Raw genomic sequence first — 17,019 nt, 5'->3', positions numbered from 1 at the left:
GCGATCCTCATCCCTTACTATTTTGACGAAGCGACCCAACGATCATGCCGTTTCTGTAACATACTTTGGCAAGCTGACGAGTGAACCGATCTGCATTATAGATGTAGATCAGTGCCGTCGTGACCCCTTGTGCCAGCTTAAGGCCATGTTTGGCAGTACGCACAACACCACGATCCTGATCACGTATGGCATCACTGACACCCTGCCAATAGATTCGGCGGAGAAACCAATTCTTCGTCGTTCGCTCTTTGGCTACTTTATGTTGTACCGCACCATACGGCGTGTAATATACCTTGAACTTGGTCCGGATTCTTGCAATCAACTCACTCTCTTCACTGGAAAGAAGATTGTTCCCCACTCTTCCAAGGTCTTCACGGAAGGGAGCCAGTTGATCAAAGACCGATAAGCGAAAGGCCACATTGGCGCCAAATGGAATATAGGGACTCTTCATTTCAGTGACTTCATCTGCAAAATCGAGAATCGTGAACAGCGACCTGTTCTCTGGTGGAATCCACATCGGCTCAGGTACTTCCCAGATCGGATCAATCTTGCCACCGACACAACCGATACTCTCGCTCATCTCAAACACGCTGACGATCTGGCGAATCCAGTCCCTGCAAGCAAAGGCATCATCGTCAAGGAACAGGATATACTCGCCTTTCGCCTCATGAATGGCCCGATTGCGGGCTACAGACAAGCCTTGCTTTTCTTCCAGCACATACCGGATCGAATGGTTCTCATACTGTAGAATGGTTTGAAGTACGATTTCCCGCGTGTTGTCTTTTGAGTTGTTATCAATGAGTATGATCTCATAATCGCTGCTTGCGTAATTCTGTTGTATGGCACTTCGTATAGCCTCTACCGCATCCTGTGCACGGTTATACGTACAGATCGCGATGGTTACTTTCATCATTTCATCCCCATATTCTTCAATTAGGTCCACCCTTTGATCTGCACTAACTGGAGTACAGGGTAAGTGTCCTTTGGGCAATCACTGGCCAATCCAGCCGCTCTAACGCTTTGACAAAACCACTGCCTTCCTGAAACTCCGATTGTTTTAATCGGATCATATTCATCGCTTTGAGTAATCCATCCGGATCCGAAGGTTCATAGAGTACCGCACAATCTTCAGGTAGATATTCCTCCAACAAGCCAATCCGTGGTGCCACCACCGGTTTGCAGAAGGTCAATGCCAGAATCGCACTGCCGGAAGTCGCAATTTGCTTGTATGGAAGAATGATCGAATCGACCGCATCGAAGTAGTCCGAATATTCATCATCTTCAATAAAATGAAAATGGGTATGAATATGTCCACTCTCGAGAAATTCTTCACCGAGATCGTAGTCCTTCACCTTTTTACCGGCAATCAACAGATGGGCCTGATCCGATTTCAGATCCTTGAATGCCTCCAGCAAATCATCCACGCCCTTGTACGGCGAGACCTGACCGAAGAACGCATACACATAACTATCCTCCGGGATGCCAAACCGGGAGCGGATATTCACGCCTTTTCCCTGATACACTCCCTTGTAATGTCCATGCGGAATAACCTCGATCCGGCTGGAATCAATCCCGAACGTCGAACAGATCTCGGAGATCAAGGGTTTGCCCATGACAATCAGCTTGGAGCAATTTTGGACCAGTATTTTTCTCATCCAATAATCGAACCGCGTCTTGCCGCTGTTGTGAGGCCAGATGTTATGCACGGTCCAGAACAATTTGGCCCCGCGCAAGCGTGCAAAACAAATCATCAATACATACAGTATGGATTTGATCACTGTTGCCAGCACGGATGAACCTCTGTAATAGAAGCTGGGCCAATGAAAATGCAGCACATCATTTTTTTTCAGTTTGACCAGATCTTTTTTGGTAAACTGCTTTACTTCCCATCCCTTGTTCTCAATGGAATCGGATAACAGCTCGTTGAATTTATTGTTTTCAATCATCTTGGGCAGCATATACACCGTCGGATTTCCCATCCAGACACCTCTTACTTTAGTTTCATTCGCACAGGTTCCTCTGTATACGTACCAACTGCGCGTCTTGCATGAAATCTCATTAGAAATCCTTGCATCATAATTTTCGTATTACGCTTGAGCAGCACCCAATCTTTCCACCAGGGATACAGCGACAGTGCCTTTTTCAAATAAACATTATTGCGAAGTGTATTTCTCGACCATTCGAGCATTCGATAGTGGTGTAACTGACGACGCTTCTGTTCCTTGGACATATCATTGTAGTATTTCAAAATAATCTTGCGTTGGCCCTTGTACTTGGCCGTTGTAGAGGTTGAAATTCGTGGACCACTATGAATGTTGATATCCACCAGCGGTTCTTTCACATTCACGGCGATGTAGCCGCGTTTCAATATGCGCAGATAAAAGTCATAATCCTGAGCGGATGTCAGATTCTCATCGAATCGAACTTCACGGGCCAGTGAGGTAAGTACCATGATTTTGGACGTTTCCCCGATCCAGTTGAATGTAAGCAGATCCTCATACCGAACAACCTCACGAGGTTCCACCGACAATTTCCGTTTGACCACCTGATGCTGCTCATTCGTGTATGCGAGATACTTGCTGCAAAAGGTGAATGATTCCTGTGTACGCTCCAGCACTTCCGCCTGGGTTTTTATTTTGTCAGCCATCCATTCATCGTCATCATCCAGGAATGCAATGTACTTGCCATTCGCATGGGATATCCCTACATTCCGTGCATGATTGGCTCCTTTGGGATACGGAACCCGAATGTACCGAATTCGTGAATCTTCTCGGGCCCAAGCCTGACAGATTTCTGGTGTCTGATCTTCTGAACCATCATCCACGATGAAAATCTCCAGGTACGGATGTGTCTGCTCACGTACACTTCTCAACGCATTTTTCAATAACTCCGCCCGGTTATGGGTGGTAATGATGCAAGATACCAAGGGGTTCATTTCATCACCTTTTCCTGTTCACTAGGATACCTTCACTTGAAGTGCATCATATATTCCCGACAATCTGCCCACGAGAAGATTCATATCGAATTTATTCGTTATAATCTCTCTGTTATGTGAACCCATTCTTGCTCTAAGCTCTTCATCCGTGATGAGATACTCCAGTGCCGATGTCAGTTCGTGCACATCTCCCGGCTCGATTAACAGCCCATTATGACCGGATGTAATCACTTCGGGAATGCCTCCGACGTTGGTCGATATAATGGGCAAGCCACAATTCATTGCTTCGAGTATGGCCATAGGTAATCCCTCATGATAAGAAGGCAGGACCAGTAGATCCGCTTCCTGCATCAGCTTTTCCTTTTGTTCTCCGTTAATCCAGCCGAGTACGTTGACACAATCCTGAATTCCATATTGCTGCACGAGCGCTTTGACTTCATCAACTTCGCCATCACCTGCCAGATTGAAAGTGGCTGTAACCCCCCGCGCCTTCAATTGTTCAATGGACTGAAGCAGATCGTAGACTCCTTTTCGCTCACCCAGTCTTCCCATGAAGAGAGCATTAACTGCCGCCTTCTGCTCTTTCGCAAATGGCTCTTTCACAAAGACCCCGTTATAGAGCACCTCAACAGCTGTCTCCGGCACAATCGTGACAAAGTATTCTTTCCACGTCTGGGATAAGACAATCAATTTATCGGCCTGATTCAAAATGTAATGACAATACTTGCGCTGCAGGGCGAATCGATTATAGAAATCATCAAAGCTCGCCGCATGAACATGCAGAATGACTGACTTTCGAAACAATTTTCGTGCCGTTAGCAGAAATAGAGACTTCCGATAAAAACTCCCGTTGTTCGCCATATGAATATGCACAATATCCGGCTTGAACGTGTACATCTTCATCCAAAATTGAATGAATCCCCGTATAAAAATAAGCAGCCGTGAGAACACGCTGCCTGTGATATACGTTTCAACCCGCTGCATGGGATACATTTCCGAGATGGAGGAATCCTCTATGTTTTTGATGACACTCACAATTCCGCCCATATCCTTCAAGGATGATCCAACAACCAATACTTTTGGTTTCATGATAGACTCCTTTTTTTATGGTTAATCTTCAAACCTCTTATAGACTGTTCACGTAATTTTTGATGGATGAGATCAGATCAGACTGTTTTCTCACATAGGGCTGGAACGTCAGCTCCTCTATGCAAGGAACCAGTTTTTGCAATTCAGCCTGACTCTCCGCGACGGCCACGTATCCGTTATCCTGAAAAACCTTGGAGATCTCAAGCTGATGGTCATCCACATGCTCGCCCCATTCTTTCCGGCGTGGAATGACGATAACCGGCTTGCCGCGTTCGAGACAATTCGTGATGGAACCCACACCTGCATGAGAAATAATGCATCTGCTGCGTTCCACATATTCATTCATCTCTTCCTGGGTAAGGAAAGGAATCGCAGTGAAATTTCGCGGCTGATACTCGGTATATCCGGATTGGGCAACAACCTCATCTTCAATAATCCCCGCCTCAATCGCCTCATCAATAAGTTCAAACATCCGATTGAAGGAAAAACGCTGGGTTCCAACGATAGCAAATATCAAAATAAAGCCCCCCTGTACTTCGCATTGGGATAGCTATCCTGCAACGTTTCCCATTGGATGAAGAACTCATCCGAGATTTTGTACATCAATCTTCCGGTAGCGCTGGAGGAATAGATTTTGGCATAACTTTCGATATAGATCAGCTTGGCCCCGAAGATTTTACCGATGAGGCAAAAAGGGTATGTGGCTCCCGCCCCTGTCGTAATAATCACCTTTGGACGCTCACGCAGATATAGAAAGAACGATTTAATAATATTAGCCACAAAGATTAGCAGGAACATCGCATTCTTTCGTTCCTGCTGCATTAAGAAGTATACTTTGCCCTGTGCCAAATCTACTTTTCTGCTTTTGTTCTTCTCGGTAATCAGGAAATAATCATGTTCTTCAACCGCAGGAATAATTTTGGTTAATTCATCAAAATGACCGCCTGTAGAACTGATCAAACAGACCTTCATGTTCTAATCTCCTTTGAAAAGGATACGTCCTTCGCTCGCTGTACCTGTATATCCACTTTTGCTTCGGCCCCTGACTTGGTATGGACTCCATTTCCCGTAGCATATAACACGTTCAGGAAGATACAGAATGGAGCAATCAGATGAACCGTGGACAAGGTATTGTCAAAAAAGGAATAGGCCAGGAAACCGATAATCATGCCGGCAAAATACAACCGGATCATGCCGCCCAATCGGAGGTATACGGCTCGGAACACCAAAAGCAGCGAAAGAAACAACAGGATGGCTCCAACTAACCCGCCATCGTAATAAAAACGAATGTATTCATTATGCGGAACGACGAAGCCAGAAAAGATACTTCCATCATTCGCTACGAGAGTTGAGCCGAGGCCACGTCCAAATATCGGATACTCATTCGCTTTGCCAATAAAATAATTCCAGGCTACATCTCTTCCCGACAAGCCCTTGCTCTCTGACCTCATCTCATAATTGTCCCACTGTGCAATGACCATATAGGCCACAGCGACAACGAATAGAATGAGAGGAATGATGGCACTGACTCTGCCTTTAATGAAGGCTTTCAATTGATCAAATAGATAAACCAGAATAATCGGAATCAACGCGATAAGCGGTCCCCGTGTTCCCGTCTGGACCAGAATGACCAGATGCGTCAAGGTAAGCATGTAATACAGAACAACCTGATGGCCTTGCTTGATCTGAATCAGACAGACGCAGATCGAGATAAAACACAACATGGCCAGATGCGCGGCGATGTTAGCTCCCTGTAATCGGGTTACTCCCGACATCTCCAGATTAGTAATGGACAAAATGCCAGCCAGCTGCAGGACATACCCACCAGCAAGACTGAACAGCGGCAGCCATGCGAGCACACGTATGATTCGTTGACTGATCTCTCGTGAAAAGTGGGGCATCAGCAACAAAAATGGAACAATGACTCCCAGAAAGGCCTTGAATGGATCAAGCGGACTAACCTTACTCGGCAGATCAGATAGAAAATAACTCTCCACAAATAAAAAACCGATTGCCAAAGCAGGATATATCAGATCTTTTCGAATACCAAAGCGTAAAAAAAGAGAGATGACAAAACCCAGGATCGCCAGCTTGTAGAAGGAAAGCGAATCCAGTCCTGCGAGATGAATGCTAAATATTTTATCAATGGACAATGAAAAACTTACAATGAGAATCATAAAGATCCAGCTGGGCTGTTTAATATAAACGCCCAGCAGAATCACAGATAGGAGTGCAACAACCGAGATTAGCGGAAGATAGATTGCTGCGAAGACAATGACAAGCGAAAAAAGAATGATATTAAACGACTTCATGTTCCATGCAGCAAGTATACCGGTCTTTTGCATATCTGCTATGCCACCTCAAAGCCAGAATCGTGTTTCAAAACGCATCCTTCGAACCAACCAACACCCTGAACGTTCTGAAGATAATTTTGATATCCACCATCATATTGCGCTCACGGGCATACGTCAGATCAAGCTCTACCATCTCATCAAAGCCAACACTATTTCGACCGCTAACTTGCCATAATCCCGTACATCCCGGAATCATCTGCAGGCGCTGTCTATCATAAGAAGTGTAGTTCTCCACTTCTCTGGGCAGGGCCGGTCTGGGTCCAACGAGACTCATCTCTCCACGGAACACGTTCCATAACTGAGGCAGCTCATCCAGACTGGTTTTTCGAATAAACTTGCCAATTCGGGTAATGCGAGGATCGTTCTTTATTTTGAACATGTTCCCGTTCACTTCATTCTGGTCAATCAGCTGTTCAAGCAGATCTTCTGCATTCGCAACCATCGACCTGAATTTGTACATATGAAACTCTTTCCCATTCTGTCCGACCCGTACCTGACGAAAAAAAACAGACCCCTGCGGGGCCTCGATTTTGATCAGTAATCCGATGACGGCAAACAAGGGGCACAAAATGATTAAACCTATGAAAGAACCCAGCAAATCGAGCATCCTTTTCATAAATAGATACACTTTATCCGCATTTTGCCCTGCCATCGTTGATGCATTGTACCCCAGACTTGGGTCCATAACAATCTCCGCTTCCTTCGTTTGGGGAGATGGACTCATTCAAACTCCCCCCCGGCTACATGTTCTACCGACTCTTTTTCCAGGATTTGTTGCAGAGCCTGCAACATCGGAATTCTAAGCTCCTGTTTTTGCAGAGCAAAGTCGATGGTCGTCAAAATGAATCCCAGTTTCTCGCCCACGTCATAACGTACTCCCTCGAAATCGTAAGCATACACTCCTTGTGTCTCATTTAAACGCTGAATCGCATCCGTTAATTGAATCTCTCCCCCTTGACCAATCTCCTGTTGCTCCAGATGTTCAAAAATCTCTGGACTCAGTACGTATCTCCCCATAATCGCCAGGTTGGAAGGCGCTGTGCCTTGGGCAGGTTTCTCTACGAACCTGAGAACCTCTGTCAAACGACCATCCGATTGAAGCGGGTCCACAATGCCGTATCTGTCTGTTTGTTCAGCAAGTACGGTTTGTACGCCAACAATGGAATGTTGAACCTGATCATATTGATCAATCAGTTGTTTGGTGCATGGCACTTCCGATACGACGATATCATCTCCGAGCAACACGGCAAAAGGTTCGTCACCGATAAAGTTACGTGCACACCAGACAGCATGACCAAGTCCTTTGGCCTCTTTTTGTCTTATGTAGTGGATATCCACATTAGAAGATTTGCGGACCTCTTCAAGCAGGCCCAGTTTCCCTTTTTCCAGCAAGTTGTGTTCCAGTTCAAAAGCGTTGTCGAAATGATCTTCAATCGCCCGTTTCCCTTTACCTGTCACGATGATAATGTCTTCAATTCCAGAGGCAATGGCTTCCTCAACGATATATTGTATAGTTGGTTTGTCCACAATAGGGAGCATTTCTTTAGGCATCGCTTTTGTGGCTGGCAAAAAACGTGTACCCAGTCCAGCTGCAGGAATGATCGCTTTTCTCACTTTTTTCATAAATACCACCCTATCCTCTTTTTTTAGTTTTATAAAAGTTGAACCAGGGCATCTAACCCGTCCTCACGTCATACCTTTGACGATTAACGTCTAAGGTTCATTGAACCCACAGCATGACCGAGTGCCTACAGTGATAAAGGTGCAGTAGACATTACCTGTTTATTTGGAAACATAGGGTAGAACTTTTACTTCTCTCCGTAGCCCACCGGAACTGCAGCGTTTTTGTTATTGTTCAGGATCGCGCCCAAGATTCGCGCATTGACATGCTCCAGAGCAGCCTTGGTCTTCTTCACCAATTCCTTCTTGACCTTGCCTGAGTTCACGACCAGCAGCACCCCATCGCACAGCGAACTTACAATGAGGGCATCTGTTACCGCCAGCACCGGCGGTGTATCAAACATGATGACATCGTATTGATCCTCTAACTCTTCAATCAGCTTTTTCATCCGATTGGAACCGATCATCTCGGAAGGGTTGGGCGGAATAGGGCCAGACGTGAACAGCTGGAGGTTGTCGATATAACTCTCTCTGAGTACCTCATCCACACTGTACTGATTAGACAGCACACTGCTAAGACCGATATGATTGGGTACGGAAAACACCTGGTGCAAAGAAGGATTACGCAGATCCGCATCAATCAGCAGAACCTTCTTGCCTTCCTGGGCATAGGTCACCGCCAGGTTGCTAATGGTTGTGGTTTTGCCTTCGCCGGCTTCAGCTGAAGCCACCATGATTTTACGGATGTGACTGTCGATCGAGGAGAACTGGATGTTCGTCCGTAATTTACGGTATCCCTCCGAGATTTGAGATTTGGAGTTAAAATAGGTCACCAGACTGTTATTTTCATTGGTTAGCCGCGACATATTTGCCATCCCCCACTTTCTGTTGAGATATGTAATTTTTCGTATTTTTCAGATCGTCTTTTTTCATTTTGGATATCACCGTAAGCACAGGCAGCCCCAGTTCTTTTTCCAGTTCAGTTTCGGATTTGAATGTATCGTCCAGGTAGTCCAGCAGAAATACGAGTGCAATCGCGAGCACTAGACCTGCGAACAGACTGACAATGATGCTTAATGTGGTTTTCATATTAATTGGAGATGCATTACTATCCACTTTTGCTTCACTGAGGATAGCCACATTATCAATTTTCATGATTAGGGGGATTTGAGATTGAAATACGCTGGAGATGGCATTGACTGTTTTTGCGGCTTTTTCGTAGGAAGTCCCTTGTACAGTTATGCTCATCACTTGGGACTCGCTTGCTGTAGAGACGGAGGTACTATTCATGAGCTGAGCAGAAGTTAAGCCCAGGTCTGGATACGTCGTAGCTACTTTATCCATAATGGCAGAAGATTTAATAATTTCTCTGTAAGAGTTAATAAGTTTGATATTGGTTTGGATCATGCTGAAATCCATCATGGCCTGACCTTCAATCGTTGATGTCTGGTTCACGATGAGCTTGGAACTTGCCTCATAGATTGGTTGGGTGAAGAAAATACTTTTGACTCCTGCACCCACACCCGCTATCAAAGCAATTGCAACAATCAACCACAGTTTCTTTTGTAAGAGTCGAAAATATCCTTTCAGTTCCACTTTCATTCCTCCTATACGTTGTGATAAAACCTATGTAACTACCAGATGGACAGCAACCATTTGCGAGGTTTCCAGCGTTCTGTGACCAGGCTCGAATTCGATAGAATGTGGGATGCATTCTCTGCCAGTTTTCTAACGGCTTCTGCTCCGAAGCGACGTTCAATGACACGCTCCCCCTCACCTATGGCGAACGTCCTTTTGCACGTATCATGTGCATCTGATGAAATGAAATGAAACCCATTTTCTTTGCAAAAATGAAAACACCACTTCTGAACTTTTCGTCCGAAAAGCCCGGTGAAAGATTGAGCCGTAAGCTGACATAGCCCACCTTGACTCAAGTAATCAGCCAACAGCTTTGGCTTCTTCAAAATGGCACGATTGCGTTCCGGATGAGCAATGATAGGGGTAATTCCCGCTATTCGTAGTTCATGCAGTATCCTGGGGAACTGTGAGGGAATATGACCAAAGGGCAGTTCCAGCAACATGTAACGACTTCCGGCGAGTGTGCAGCACTTTCCTGCATATAAGTCTCCAATCAGGTTGTCATGCACCCTGATCTCCTGTCCGGGACGGATCTCCAGGCGAATGTTACGTATGCGAAGTTCTGCGTGAAGCAGGTTCACGGCCTGATTGACCACCATCGGTTCATTGTTGTATTGCCCGTTCAGGTGATGCGGAGTAGCAATAATGGAGGTAATTCCTGAGGCTGCCGCCTTCTCAGCCATCGCAACGGACTGCTCCATTCGAACAGGACCATCATCCAGACCGGATAATATGTGGCAGTGCATTTCAACCATATCCAAACTTCCTGAAATAGTATGATCCCCCTTGCCGCTTTATTCATTGCGCAAATGCTTTTGGTGTTAAAGAACTAATGCATAACGCTATGAAATATAGTAAAATGGCGTTAAGCATGTTTTGTTCAGAAAATGTTCAGAATCGTTGGGATTATATGGTGAAATCAATGTAATGATAGGGTTGTTGCAGGGACTTTTGCTCTATTGCCTTTTCGTACTGAAAATGGGAAACAGTAGGAAACTGAACTTCAGTAAGCATTGTGTTTAACTGTCCAGTTATATATAGTTTCTGTTCGTGCTGAATATGCAAGTTTGACTGATACATTGTGAGCTCCCCGAAGGGCTGTTTCCATTGCAACCTTGCGTGAAGTCTTACACATACATGATGATCTTCAACATCCAAACCAATGAGCATTTTTGACGATACTGGCAAGTTCAGGTCGCTCAGGAAGGTAATCGTTTGAGTGTCCATTCCAAGTAACAGAACGGGGCGTCTTTTGCGGGCTACCATTTTCCCATGAAACTCCTGAATGTACATATGGACATTTAATTTCATATCAGCCCATTCCTGAATTATTGAATGCATGGTTTCATTCCTTTAGAATGGATTAGCCTATATGGACTGCCTTTACTTCCTTCTCACAGGTATATGGTCCAGGTAACAAGGAGATACTTAAAATATTCCAAATGATACATTTTGTAACTCCATACGTCCAATTTACGATACAATACGTATCATGTCAAGCGGTATTTGGACATGGTTCTTTTGATTTACGACAATATGAGATGTCCTTAGACAGACCTATTTACAAATGGAAACGGTTGTAGGAAACGCACGAGGAGATACTTTTTTTTGCAGGAAAGCTGCCCTGATCAAAAACTTGGCTCAGGATTGTTTCAATATATTTGATGTCGTTCAGGGGGAAATAGCTTATGAGCTACGGAAATCGCATTGCTGAATTAAGGGAACAGCGGGGACTTACTCAAGAAGAACTTGCGAGCTCCATTCATATTACAAGAGCTGCTCTATCCCACTACGAGAAGAACCGACGTAAACCGGATTTCGAAGTGTTAACGAGACTTGCTGACATCTTTGACGTGTCTATTGATTACCTCATTGGACGTACGAAGCAAAGTGATGTCGTGATGGATGAGGACGTACGTGAATTCGTTGACACTCTGGAGTTATCAGACAAGGAAGTGCTGGAGCGCTTCGATCTGATGATTGATGGTAAATCCTTAACGGAAGAAGAGGCACGTCGTTTTATCGCTTTTGTCCGAATGGAACGCAGCATGGACTAAACCCGAAAAGAGGACCCAGTTCCCGAGAGATATACTCTCTGGCTTCTGGGCTTTTTTTGTGTCTTGAATTCCCTCCATTCCATGGTTGTCTATCCTGTCAAGGACGCTTGTTGTTGACGGAGGATACGAATTGGTTCCAACGCTCCGGGTCGATTCCGCATTGCAGTAAAACTTTCATGATGTCCATCTGAGTTGCTTCGACTTGTTTACCTGTCGGCTTACGATCGCCCCTGTTTGGATGCTTCATATTCATTCCGCTAACCTCTCTTATCTTTATACTTTCCCTGCACTCCAAAACTAGCCTTATTATACTTGAGAAACTTCCTCAATGTTGTCGTCTCATGACGATAACGTTTTTTGAAGGGGTTCTAATTTTGTCGAAAGCAAAATAGGAGCTATCTGGCGCCAGCATGGCAACCATATAGCTCCTATATTCTTAATACAACCTGTTCACGCACTTACACTTGAACAAAAGGAAGTTATTAGCCTCCCGCACGCGCAAGTTCACGCATATTCGCTTCAAACGCTGCGAGTAATGCTGCTTCTCCAGTCAGACCTGTCGCCTGAATCCGTTCAATCTGTTCTGTCATCCGCTTGAAGTCTTTCGGAATAACCCGAACGAACTGATTCAAGGCATCTTGCCAGTTATCCAGAATGCGCTGACCGGCAGCACTTCCTGTGTTGGCAACGTGACGTTGAATCATGCCACGAAGATCTGCACTTTCAGCTACGTCTTCGATCCGCTCCAAAAGAACCATTTCCAGATTACAACGTTGCAGGAATGTGCCTTCCGGATCATACACATAGGCAATACCTCCGGACATCCCTGCTGCAAAGTTACGACCTGTATCGCCGAGTACAACGACACGTCCGCCCGTCATATATTCGCAACCATGGTCGCCTACACCTTCAACGACTACTTTGGCGCCCGAGTTACGTACAGCAAATCGCTCACCTGCAATACCACGGATATACGCTTCACCACTTGTTGCTCCATAGAGTGCCGTGTTACCGATAATGATGTTATCTTCCGCCTCGAATGTTGCTTTCGGAGAAGGCATCACGATCAGTTTACCTCCAGACAGCCCTTTACCTACATAGTCATTGGAGTCGCCTTCAACGGTCAAGGTCATGCCTTTAGGTACAAAGGCCCCAAAGCTTTGTCCGGCAGAGCCGACAAATTTGAATTTAACTGTATCTTCAGGCAATCCTGCGAGTCCATATTTGCGTGTGATCTCACTACCCAAAATGGTACCTACTGCACGGTTAACGTTCGTAATTGGAAGTACCGCTTCAACCGGTTGACCGGATACAATCGCAGGCTGTGCCAGTGGCAGCAATTGCTGCATATCCAGCGTTTCTTCCAATTGGTGGTTCTGATGCTGTGTACGGTAACGTGCAGAGCCTTCCGGCATTTCAGGCACGTGCAGCAATACAGACAGATCCACACCTTTTTTCTTCCAGTGATCTACGGCTTCTACCGTTTCGAGACAATCTGTACGTCCGACCATTTCCTGAATGGTACGGAAACCAAGATCAGCCATGATCTCACGCATATCTTCAGCGACAAATCGCATGAAGTTAACCACATGAGCTGGATCACCCATGTAATTTTTACGCAACTCCGGATTCTGTGTCGCTACACCAACTGGACAGGTATCCATTTGACAGACACGCATCATGATGCAGCCAAGTGCAACGAGTGGTGCTGTAGAGAAACCATACTCTTCGGCTCCAAGCAAGGCTGCGATCGCCAGGTCACGGCCGTTCAGCATTTTGCCGTCTGTTTCCAGAACGACACGGTCACGCAGATTGTTGAGCATCAACGTTTGATGTGTCTCTGCAAGACCCAGTTCCCAAGGCATACCTGCGTGACGAATCGATCCTTGCGGTGATGCACCTGTACCACCGTCATAACCGCTGACGAGGATAATATCGGCACGTCCTTTAGCTACACCTGCCGCAATCGTACCCACACCAACTTCCGATACGAGTTTCACGTTGATCTCTGCACGCGGATTGGCATTTTTCAAGTCATAGATCAGCTCCGCCAAATCCTCAATCGAGTAAATATCGTGATGCGGTGGTGGTGAGATCAGACCTACGCCTGGCGTTGATCCACGAACTTCAGCAACCCAAGGATACACTTTACGTCCTGGCAGTTGTCCGCCTTCACCCGGTTTTGCTCCCTGTGCCATTTTGATCTGAATCTCGTCAGCATTCACCAAATAGTTGGATGTTACACCGAAACGTCCAGATGCTACCTGTTTGATCGCACTGCGACGGGAATCCCCGTTGCTATCTTTAATGAAGCGAGCCGGATCTTCTCCGCCTTCACCCGTATTGGATTTACCACCCACACGGTTCATTGCGATGGCGAGATCTTCATGCGCTTCTTTACTGATCGAACCGAAGGACATCGCACCCGTTTTGAAACGACGCATGATATCTTCGACAGATTCAACTTCTTCGAGTGGAATGGAAGCTCCCACCGGTTTCAGCTTCAGCATGGAGCGAATGGTCAACAGTTGATCATTCTCACCTTGCACGAGCTTGGAATATTTTTTATACAGCTTGTAATCCCCAGTGCGTACTGCATGTTGCAGGGTATGAATGGTTTGCGGATTGAACAGATGCTCTTCTCCGTCGTTACGCCATTGATAATCCCCACCGGAATCCAATACTTTATCGTTACCGTCTTTTTCCGTAAAAGCACGGTTATGGTGTGTCAGCGCTTCGGCTGCCACTTCTTCCAACCCGATTCCACCGATACGGGAAGGTGTCCAGGTAAAGTAACGGTCCACGAAGTCTGATTTCAGACCTACCGCTTCGAAGATTTGAGCTCCACGATACGATTGAATCGTAGAAATCCCCATTTTGGACAACACTTTAGTTACGCCTTTGGTAGCCGCTTTAATGTAGTTCTTCACTGCTTTCTCATGCGAGATGCCACGCAGTAGGCCTTGCTGAATCATGTCATCCAGCGTTTCAAAGGCCAGATAAGGGTTCACAGCACTTACACCGTATCCCAGCAGCAACGCGTAGTGGTGAATATCACGCGGCTCTGCCGATTCGAGCATAATGCTGACTTTTGTTCGGGTTCCCTGACGAATCAGATGGTGATGCAGACCTGCAACAGCAAGCAATGCAGGAATCGCAGCATTCTCGGCATCCACACCACGGTCAGACAGGATCAGAATGTTATGACCTTTGTCGATGACACGGTCTGCAGCTTCGAAGAGAAGTTCCATCGCTTTACGAAGTCCTTCTGCTCCTTCCGCAGCAGTGAAGAAGATTGGAATCGTCATGGAGCGGAAGCCTGGGCGACGTACATGACGAATCTTCGCAAAGTCTTCATTGGACAAGACCGGTGTATCCAGACGAATCTGGCGACAGCTCTCCGGTTCAGGATTCAAAAGGTTACGCTCTGGACCAATGGTTGTTGCCGTAGATGTTACAATCTCTTCACGGATTGCATCGATCGGCGGGTTAGTTACCTGAGCGAACATCTGTTTAAAGTAGTTGTACAGGCGCTGTGGACGATCCGACAGCACAGCCAGTGGCGCATCATACCCCATCGAACCCGTGGCTTCCATACCTGTTGTCGCCATGGGCTCCAGGATTTTACGAAGTTCCTCAAATGTATAACCATATGCCAGCTGAAGCTGGGTCACGTTATCATGTTTTGGATCAGGAAGTTCCGGTGCTTCCGGCAATTCGCTCAGATCCATCAAATGCTCATCAAGCCAATCCTGATACGGATTCTCGGCTGCAATAATTGCCTTTACTTCTTCATCCGCAATGATACGGCCTTGTTGTGTGTCCACAAGCAACATCCGACCTGGACGAAGACGATCTTTGTAGAGAATCTCTTCCGGTGCGATATCCAGCACCCCAACTTCAGAGGACAGGATAATACGGTCATCCTTGGTTACATAATAACGAGCCGGGCGCAAGCCATTACGGTCAAGTGTTGCACCAATTTGCAAACCATCTGTAAATGCCATTGCTGCTGGTCCATCCCAAGGTTCCATCATTGTGCTGTGATACTCATAAAATGCCTTTTTGGCAGGGTCCATTCCCTCATCCGTGCTCCAAGGTTCAGGAACCATCATCATGGCCACGTGTGGCAGGGAACGTCCACTCAGATACAGGAACTCCAGTGTGTTATCGAACATGGCTGTATCCGAACCGTCCGGATTGATGACCGGTTTTACTTTCGCGATGTCGTTACCGAACAACTCGCTCTCGAACAAGGACTGCCTAGCATGCATCCAGTTCACGTTACCACGCATCGTGTTGATCTCACCGTTGTGGATCATGAAGCGATACGGGTGGGCACGTTCCCAGCTTGGGAAGGTATTCGTACTGAAACGGGAATGCACAAGTGCAATAGCCGATTCAACGAGATCTTGCTGCAGATCCAGATAGAACTCTCCGACCTGCTCCGTTGTGAGCATGCCTTTATATACAATTTTGCGACAAGACAAGCTCGGAAGGTAGAATGAACCGCCTTCTGCCTCATCTGCCGAATAACGAATAGCCAGCTCAGCGCGTCTGCGAATAACATACAGCTTACGCTCAAATCCAAGCTCATCCTTCACATCTGCGGATCTTCCAATGAATACCTGACGTACATAAGGTTTCGCTGCAAGTGCAGAACGGCCAAGCATTTCATCAAAAGTAGGAACATCCCGGAAACCAAGACAAGTCTGTCCTTCTTCTTCAATAATCTTCTTAAGGCTCTCTTCATGCGCACTACGAATGGCAGGATCCTGGGAAAGGAACAACATACCTACGCCATAGAAGCCCTGTTCTGGCAAAGCAAAACCAAGACGTTCCGCTTCCTGTGCAAAATAGCGATGTGGAATCTGAATCAGGATACCTGCTCCGTCACCGGAATTCGGTTCACTTCCCTGTCCTCCACGGTGCTCCATATTACTGAGCATGGTCAGTGCCTGACTAACGATATCGTGTGAAGGTACCCCTTTGATGTTGGCAACAAAACCCATTCCGCATGCGTCTTTTTCGAACTGCGGGTCATACAGACCCTGTTTTGGAGGTAATCCGATGTGTCTCATGGAACGCAACCTTTCTATAATGAAGTATTTCGGAAAGATCAAGAACATAGGCAACAGGCAACAATGAAACGGGAGGAGCTGGCCTTTCGCTTGCGATAGAGCCTGCTAGATAGAAGAGGCGACAGCATGAGACTGTCAAAAATATATGCCTGCTATTGGGCAGAAGCCATTGAATGAGATGAGCTGATCCGGACGATCCGGCAAACAGCATGTATAAATCAACACGCAGCCGCTGGCACGGCTAC

General features: G+C 46.3%; 16 protein-coding genes. 1 reads left to right on the top strand and 15 read right to left on the bottom strand.

The annotated features are described in order from the left end of the window. Positions 1 to 7 precede the first annotated feature (7 nt). The 13 genes from M1D71_RS05960 to M1D71_RS05900 form a co-directional block, all read right to left on the bottom strand. Positions 8 to 943, bottom strand: coding sequence for a glycosyltransferase (locus M1D71_RS05960; protein WP_458125676.1), 936 nt, complete (start codon positions 941 to 943; stop codon positions 8 to 10). A gap of 13 nt (positions 944 to 956) precedes the next feature. Beyond that, a complete protein-coding gene (locus tag M1D71_RS05955) occupies positions 957 to 1,979 on the bottom strand; it encodes a glycosyltransferase (RefSeq protein WP_458125675.1) in 1,023 nt (340 codons plus the stop codon). 11 nt (positions 1,980 to 1,990) lie between these two features. Then, positions 1,991 to 2,935 carry a glycosyltransferase family 2 protein gene (locus tag M1D71_RS05950; RefSeq protein WP_458125674.1) on the bottom strand — a complete coding sequence of 315 codons (945 nt, stop codon included), beginning with the start codon at positions 2,933 to 2,935 and terminating at the stop codon, positions 1,991 to 1,993. Positions 2,936 to 2,956: 21 nt separating this feature from the next. After that, positions 2,957 to 4,024 carry a glycosyltransferase family 4 protein gene (locus M1D71_RS05945; RefSeq protein ID WP_458125673.1) on the bottom strand — a complete coding sequence of 356 codons (1,068 nt, stop codon included), beginning with the start codon at positions 4,022 to 4,024 and terminating at the stop codon, positions 2,957 to 2,959. 37 nt (positions 4,025 to 4,061) lie between these two features. After that, positions 4,062 to 4,541, bottom strand: coding sequence for a PssE/Cps14G family polysaccharide biosynthesis glycosyltransferase (pssE, locus tag M1D71_RS05940; protein WP_458125672.1), 480 nt, complete (start codon positions 4,539 to 4,541; stop codon positions 4,062 to 4,064). Beyond that, positions 4,538 to 4,996, bottom strand: coding sequence for a PssD/Cps14F family polysaccharide biosynthesis glycosyltransferase (gene pssD, locus M1D71_RS05935; protein WP_458125671.1), 459 nt, complete (start codon positions 4,994 to 4,996; stop codon positions 4,538 to 4,540). The genes pssE and pssD overlap by 4 nt, the downstream gene beginning before the upstream one ends. Continuing rightward, complete coding sequence (locus M1D71_RS05930) at positions 4,993 to 6,369, bottom strand: O-antigen ligase family protein (protein ID WP_458125670.1); 1,377 nt, start codon at positions 6,367 to 6,369, stop codon at positions 4,993 to 4,995. Before M1D71_RS05930 ends, pssD begins: the two co-directional genes overlap by 4 nt. Positions 6,370 to 6,403: 34 nt before the next feature. Continuing rightward, positions 6,404 to 7,102 (bottom strand): sugar transferase, encoded by a 699-nt coding sequence (locus M1D71_RS05925; RefSeq protein WP_458125669.1) that lies wholly within the window; start codon positions 7,100 to 7,102, stop codon positions 6,404 to 6,406. Further along, positions 7,099 to 8,001 (bottom strand): UTP--glucose-1-phosphate uridylyltransferase GalU, encoded by a 903-nt coding sequence (gene galU, locus M1D71_RS05920; protein ID WP_036611572.1) that lies wholly within the window; start codon positions 7,999 to 8,001, stop codon positions 7,099 to 7,101. Before galU ends, M1D71_RS05925 begins: the two co-directional genes overlap by 4 nt. Before the next feature lie 185 nt (positions 8,002 to 8,186). Then, a complete protein-coding gene (locus M1D71_RS05915) occupies positions 8,187 to 8,864 on the bottom strand; it encodes a CpsD/CapB family tyrosine-protein kinase (RefSeq protein WP_458125668.1) in 678 nt (225 codons plus the stop codon). Further along, positions 8,845 to 9,600 carry a YveK family protein gene (locus M1D71_RS05910; RefSeq protein WP_458125667.1) on the bottom strand — a complete coding sequence of 252 codons (756 nt, stop codon included), beginning with the start codon at positions 9,598 to 9,600 and terminating at the stop codon, positions 8,845 to 8,847. The genes M1D71_RS05915 and M1D71_RS05910 overlap by 20 nt, the downstream gene beginning before the upstream one ends. A 32-nt stretch (positions 9,601 to 9,632) precedes the next feature. After that, a complete protein-coding gene (locus M1D71_RS05905) occupies positions 9,633 to 10,391 on the bottom strand; it encodes a tyrosine-protein phosphatase (RefSeq protein WP_458125666.1) in 759 nt (252 codons plus the stop codon). A 151-nt stretch (positions 10,392 to 10,542) separates the two neighbouring features. Further along, the gene (locus M1D71_RS05900; protein WP_458125665.1) at positions 10,543 to 10,902 is read right to left on the bottom strand and encodes a hypothetical protein; all 360 of its coding nucleotides are present in this window, start codon (positions 10,900 to 10,902) and stop codon (positions 10,543 to 10,545) included. Between the two features lie 422 nt (positions 10,903 to 11,324). Between M1D71_RS05900 and M1D71_RS05895 the strand changes: the two genes are divergently transcribed. Beyond that, positions 11,325 to 11,693, top strand: a complete 369-nt coding sequence (locus M1D71_RS05895; RefSeq protein ID WP_047841965.1) for a helix-turn-helix domain-containing protein — start codon at positions 11,325 to 11,327, stop codon at positions 11,691 to 11,693. A 97-nt stretch (positions 11,694 to 11,790) separates the two neighbouring features. Here the strand turns inward: M1D71_RS05895 and M1D71_RS05890 are convergent, their stop codons facing one another. Both M1D71_RS05890 and gltB read right to left on the bottom strand, forming a co-directional pair. Beyond that, positions 11,791 to 11,946, bottom strand: coding sequence for a hypothetical protein (locus tag M1D71_RS05890; RefSeq protein WP_167350832.1), 156 nt, complete (start codon positions 11,944 to 11,946; stop codon positions 11,791 to 11,793). A gap of 229 nt (positions 11,947 to 12,175) precedes the next feature. Continuing rightward, positions 12,176 to 16,774, bottom strand: a complete 4,599-nt coding sequence (gltB, locus tag M1D71_RS05885) for a glutamate synthase large subunit (protein WP_458125664.1) — start codon at positions 16,772 to 16,774, stop codon at positions 12,176 to 12,178. Positions 16,775 to 17,019 lie beyond the last annotated feature (245 nt).

The sequence above is a fragment of the Paenibacillus sp. Z3-2 genome, assembly GCF_054161325.1.
Note: the sequence above shows the minus strand (reverse complement) of the source record. Positions and strands in the feature narration are given on the sequence as shown.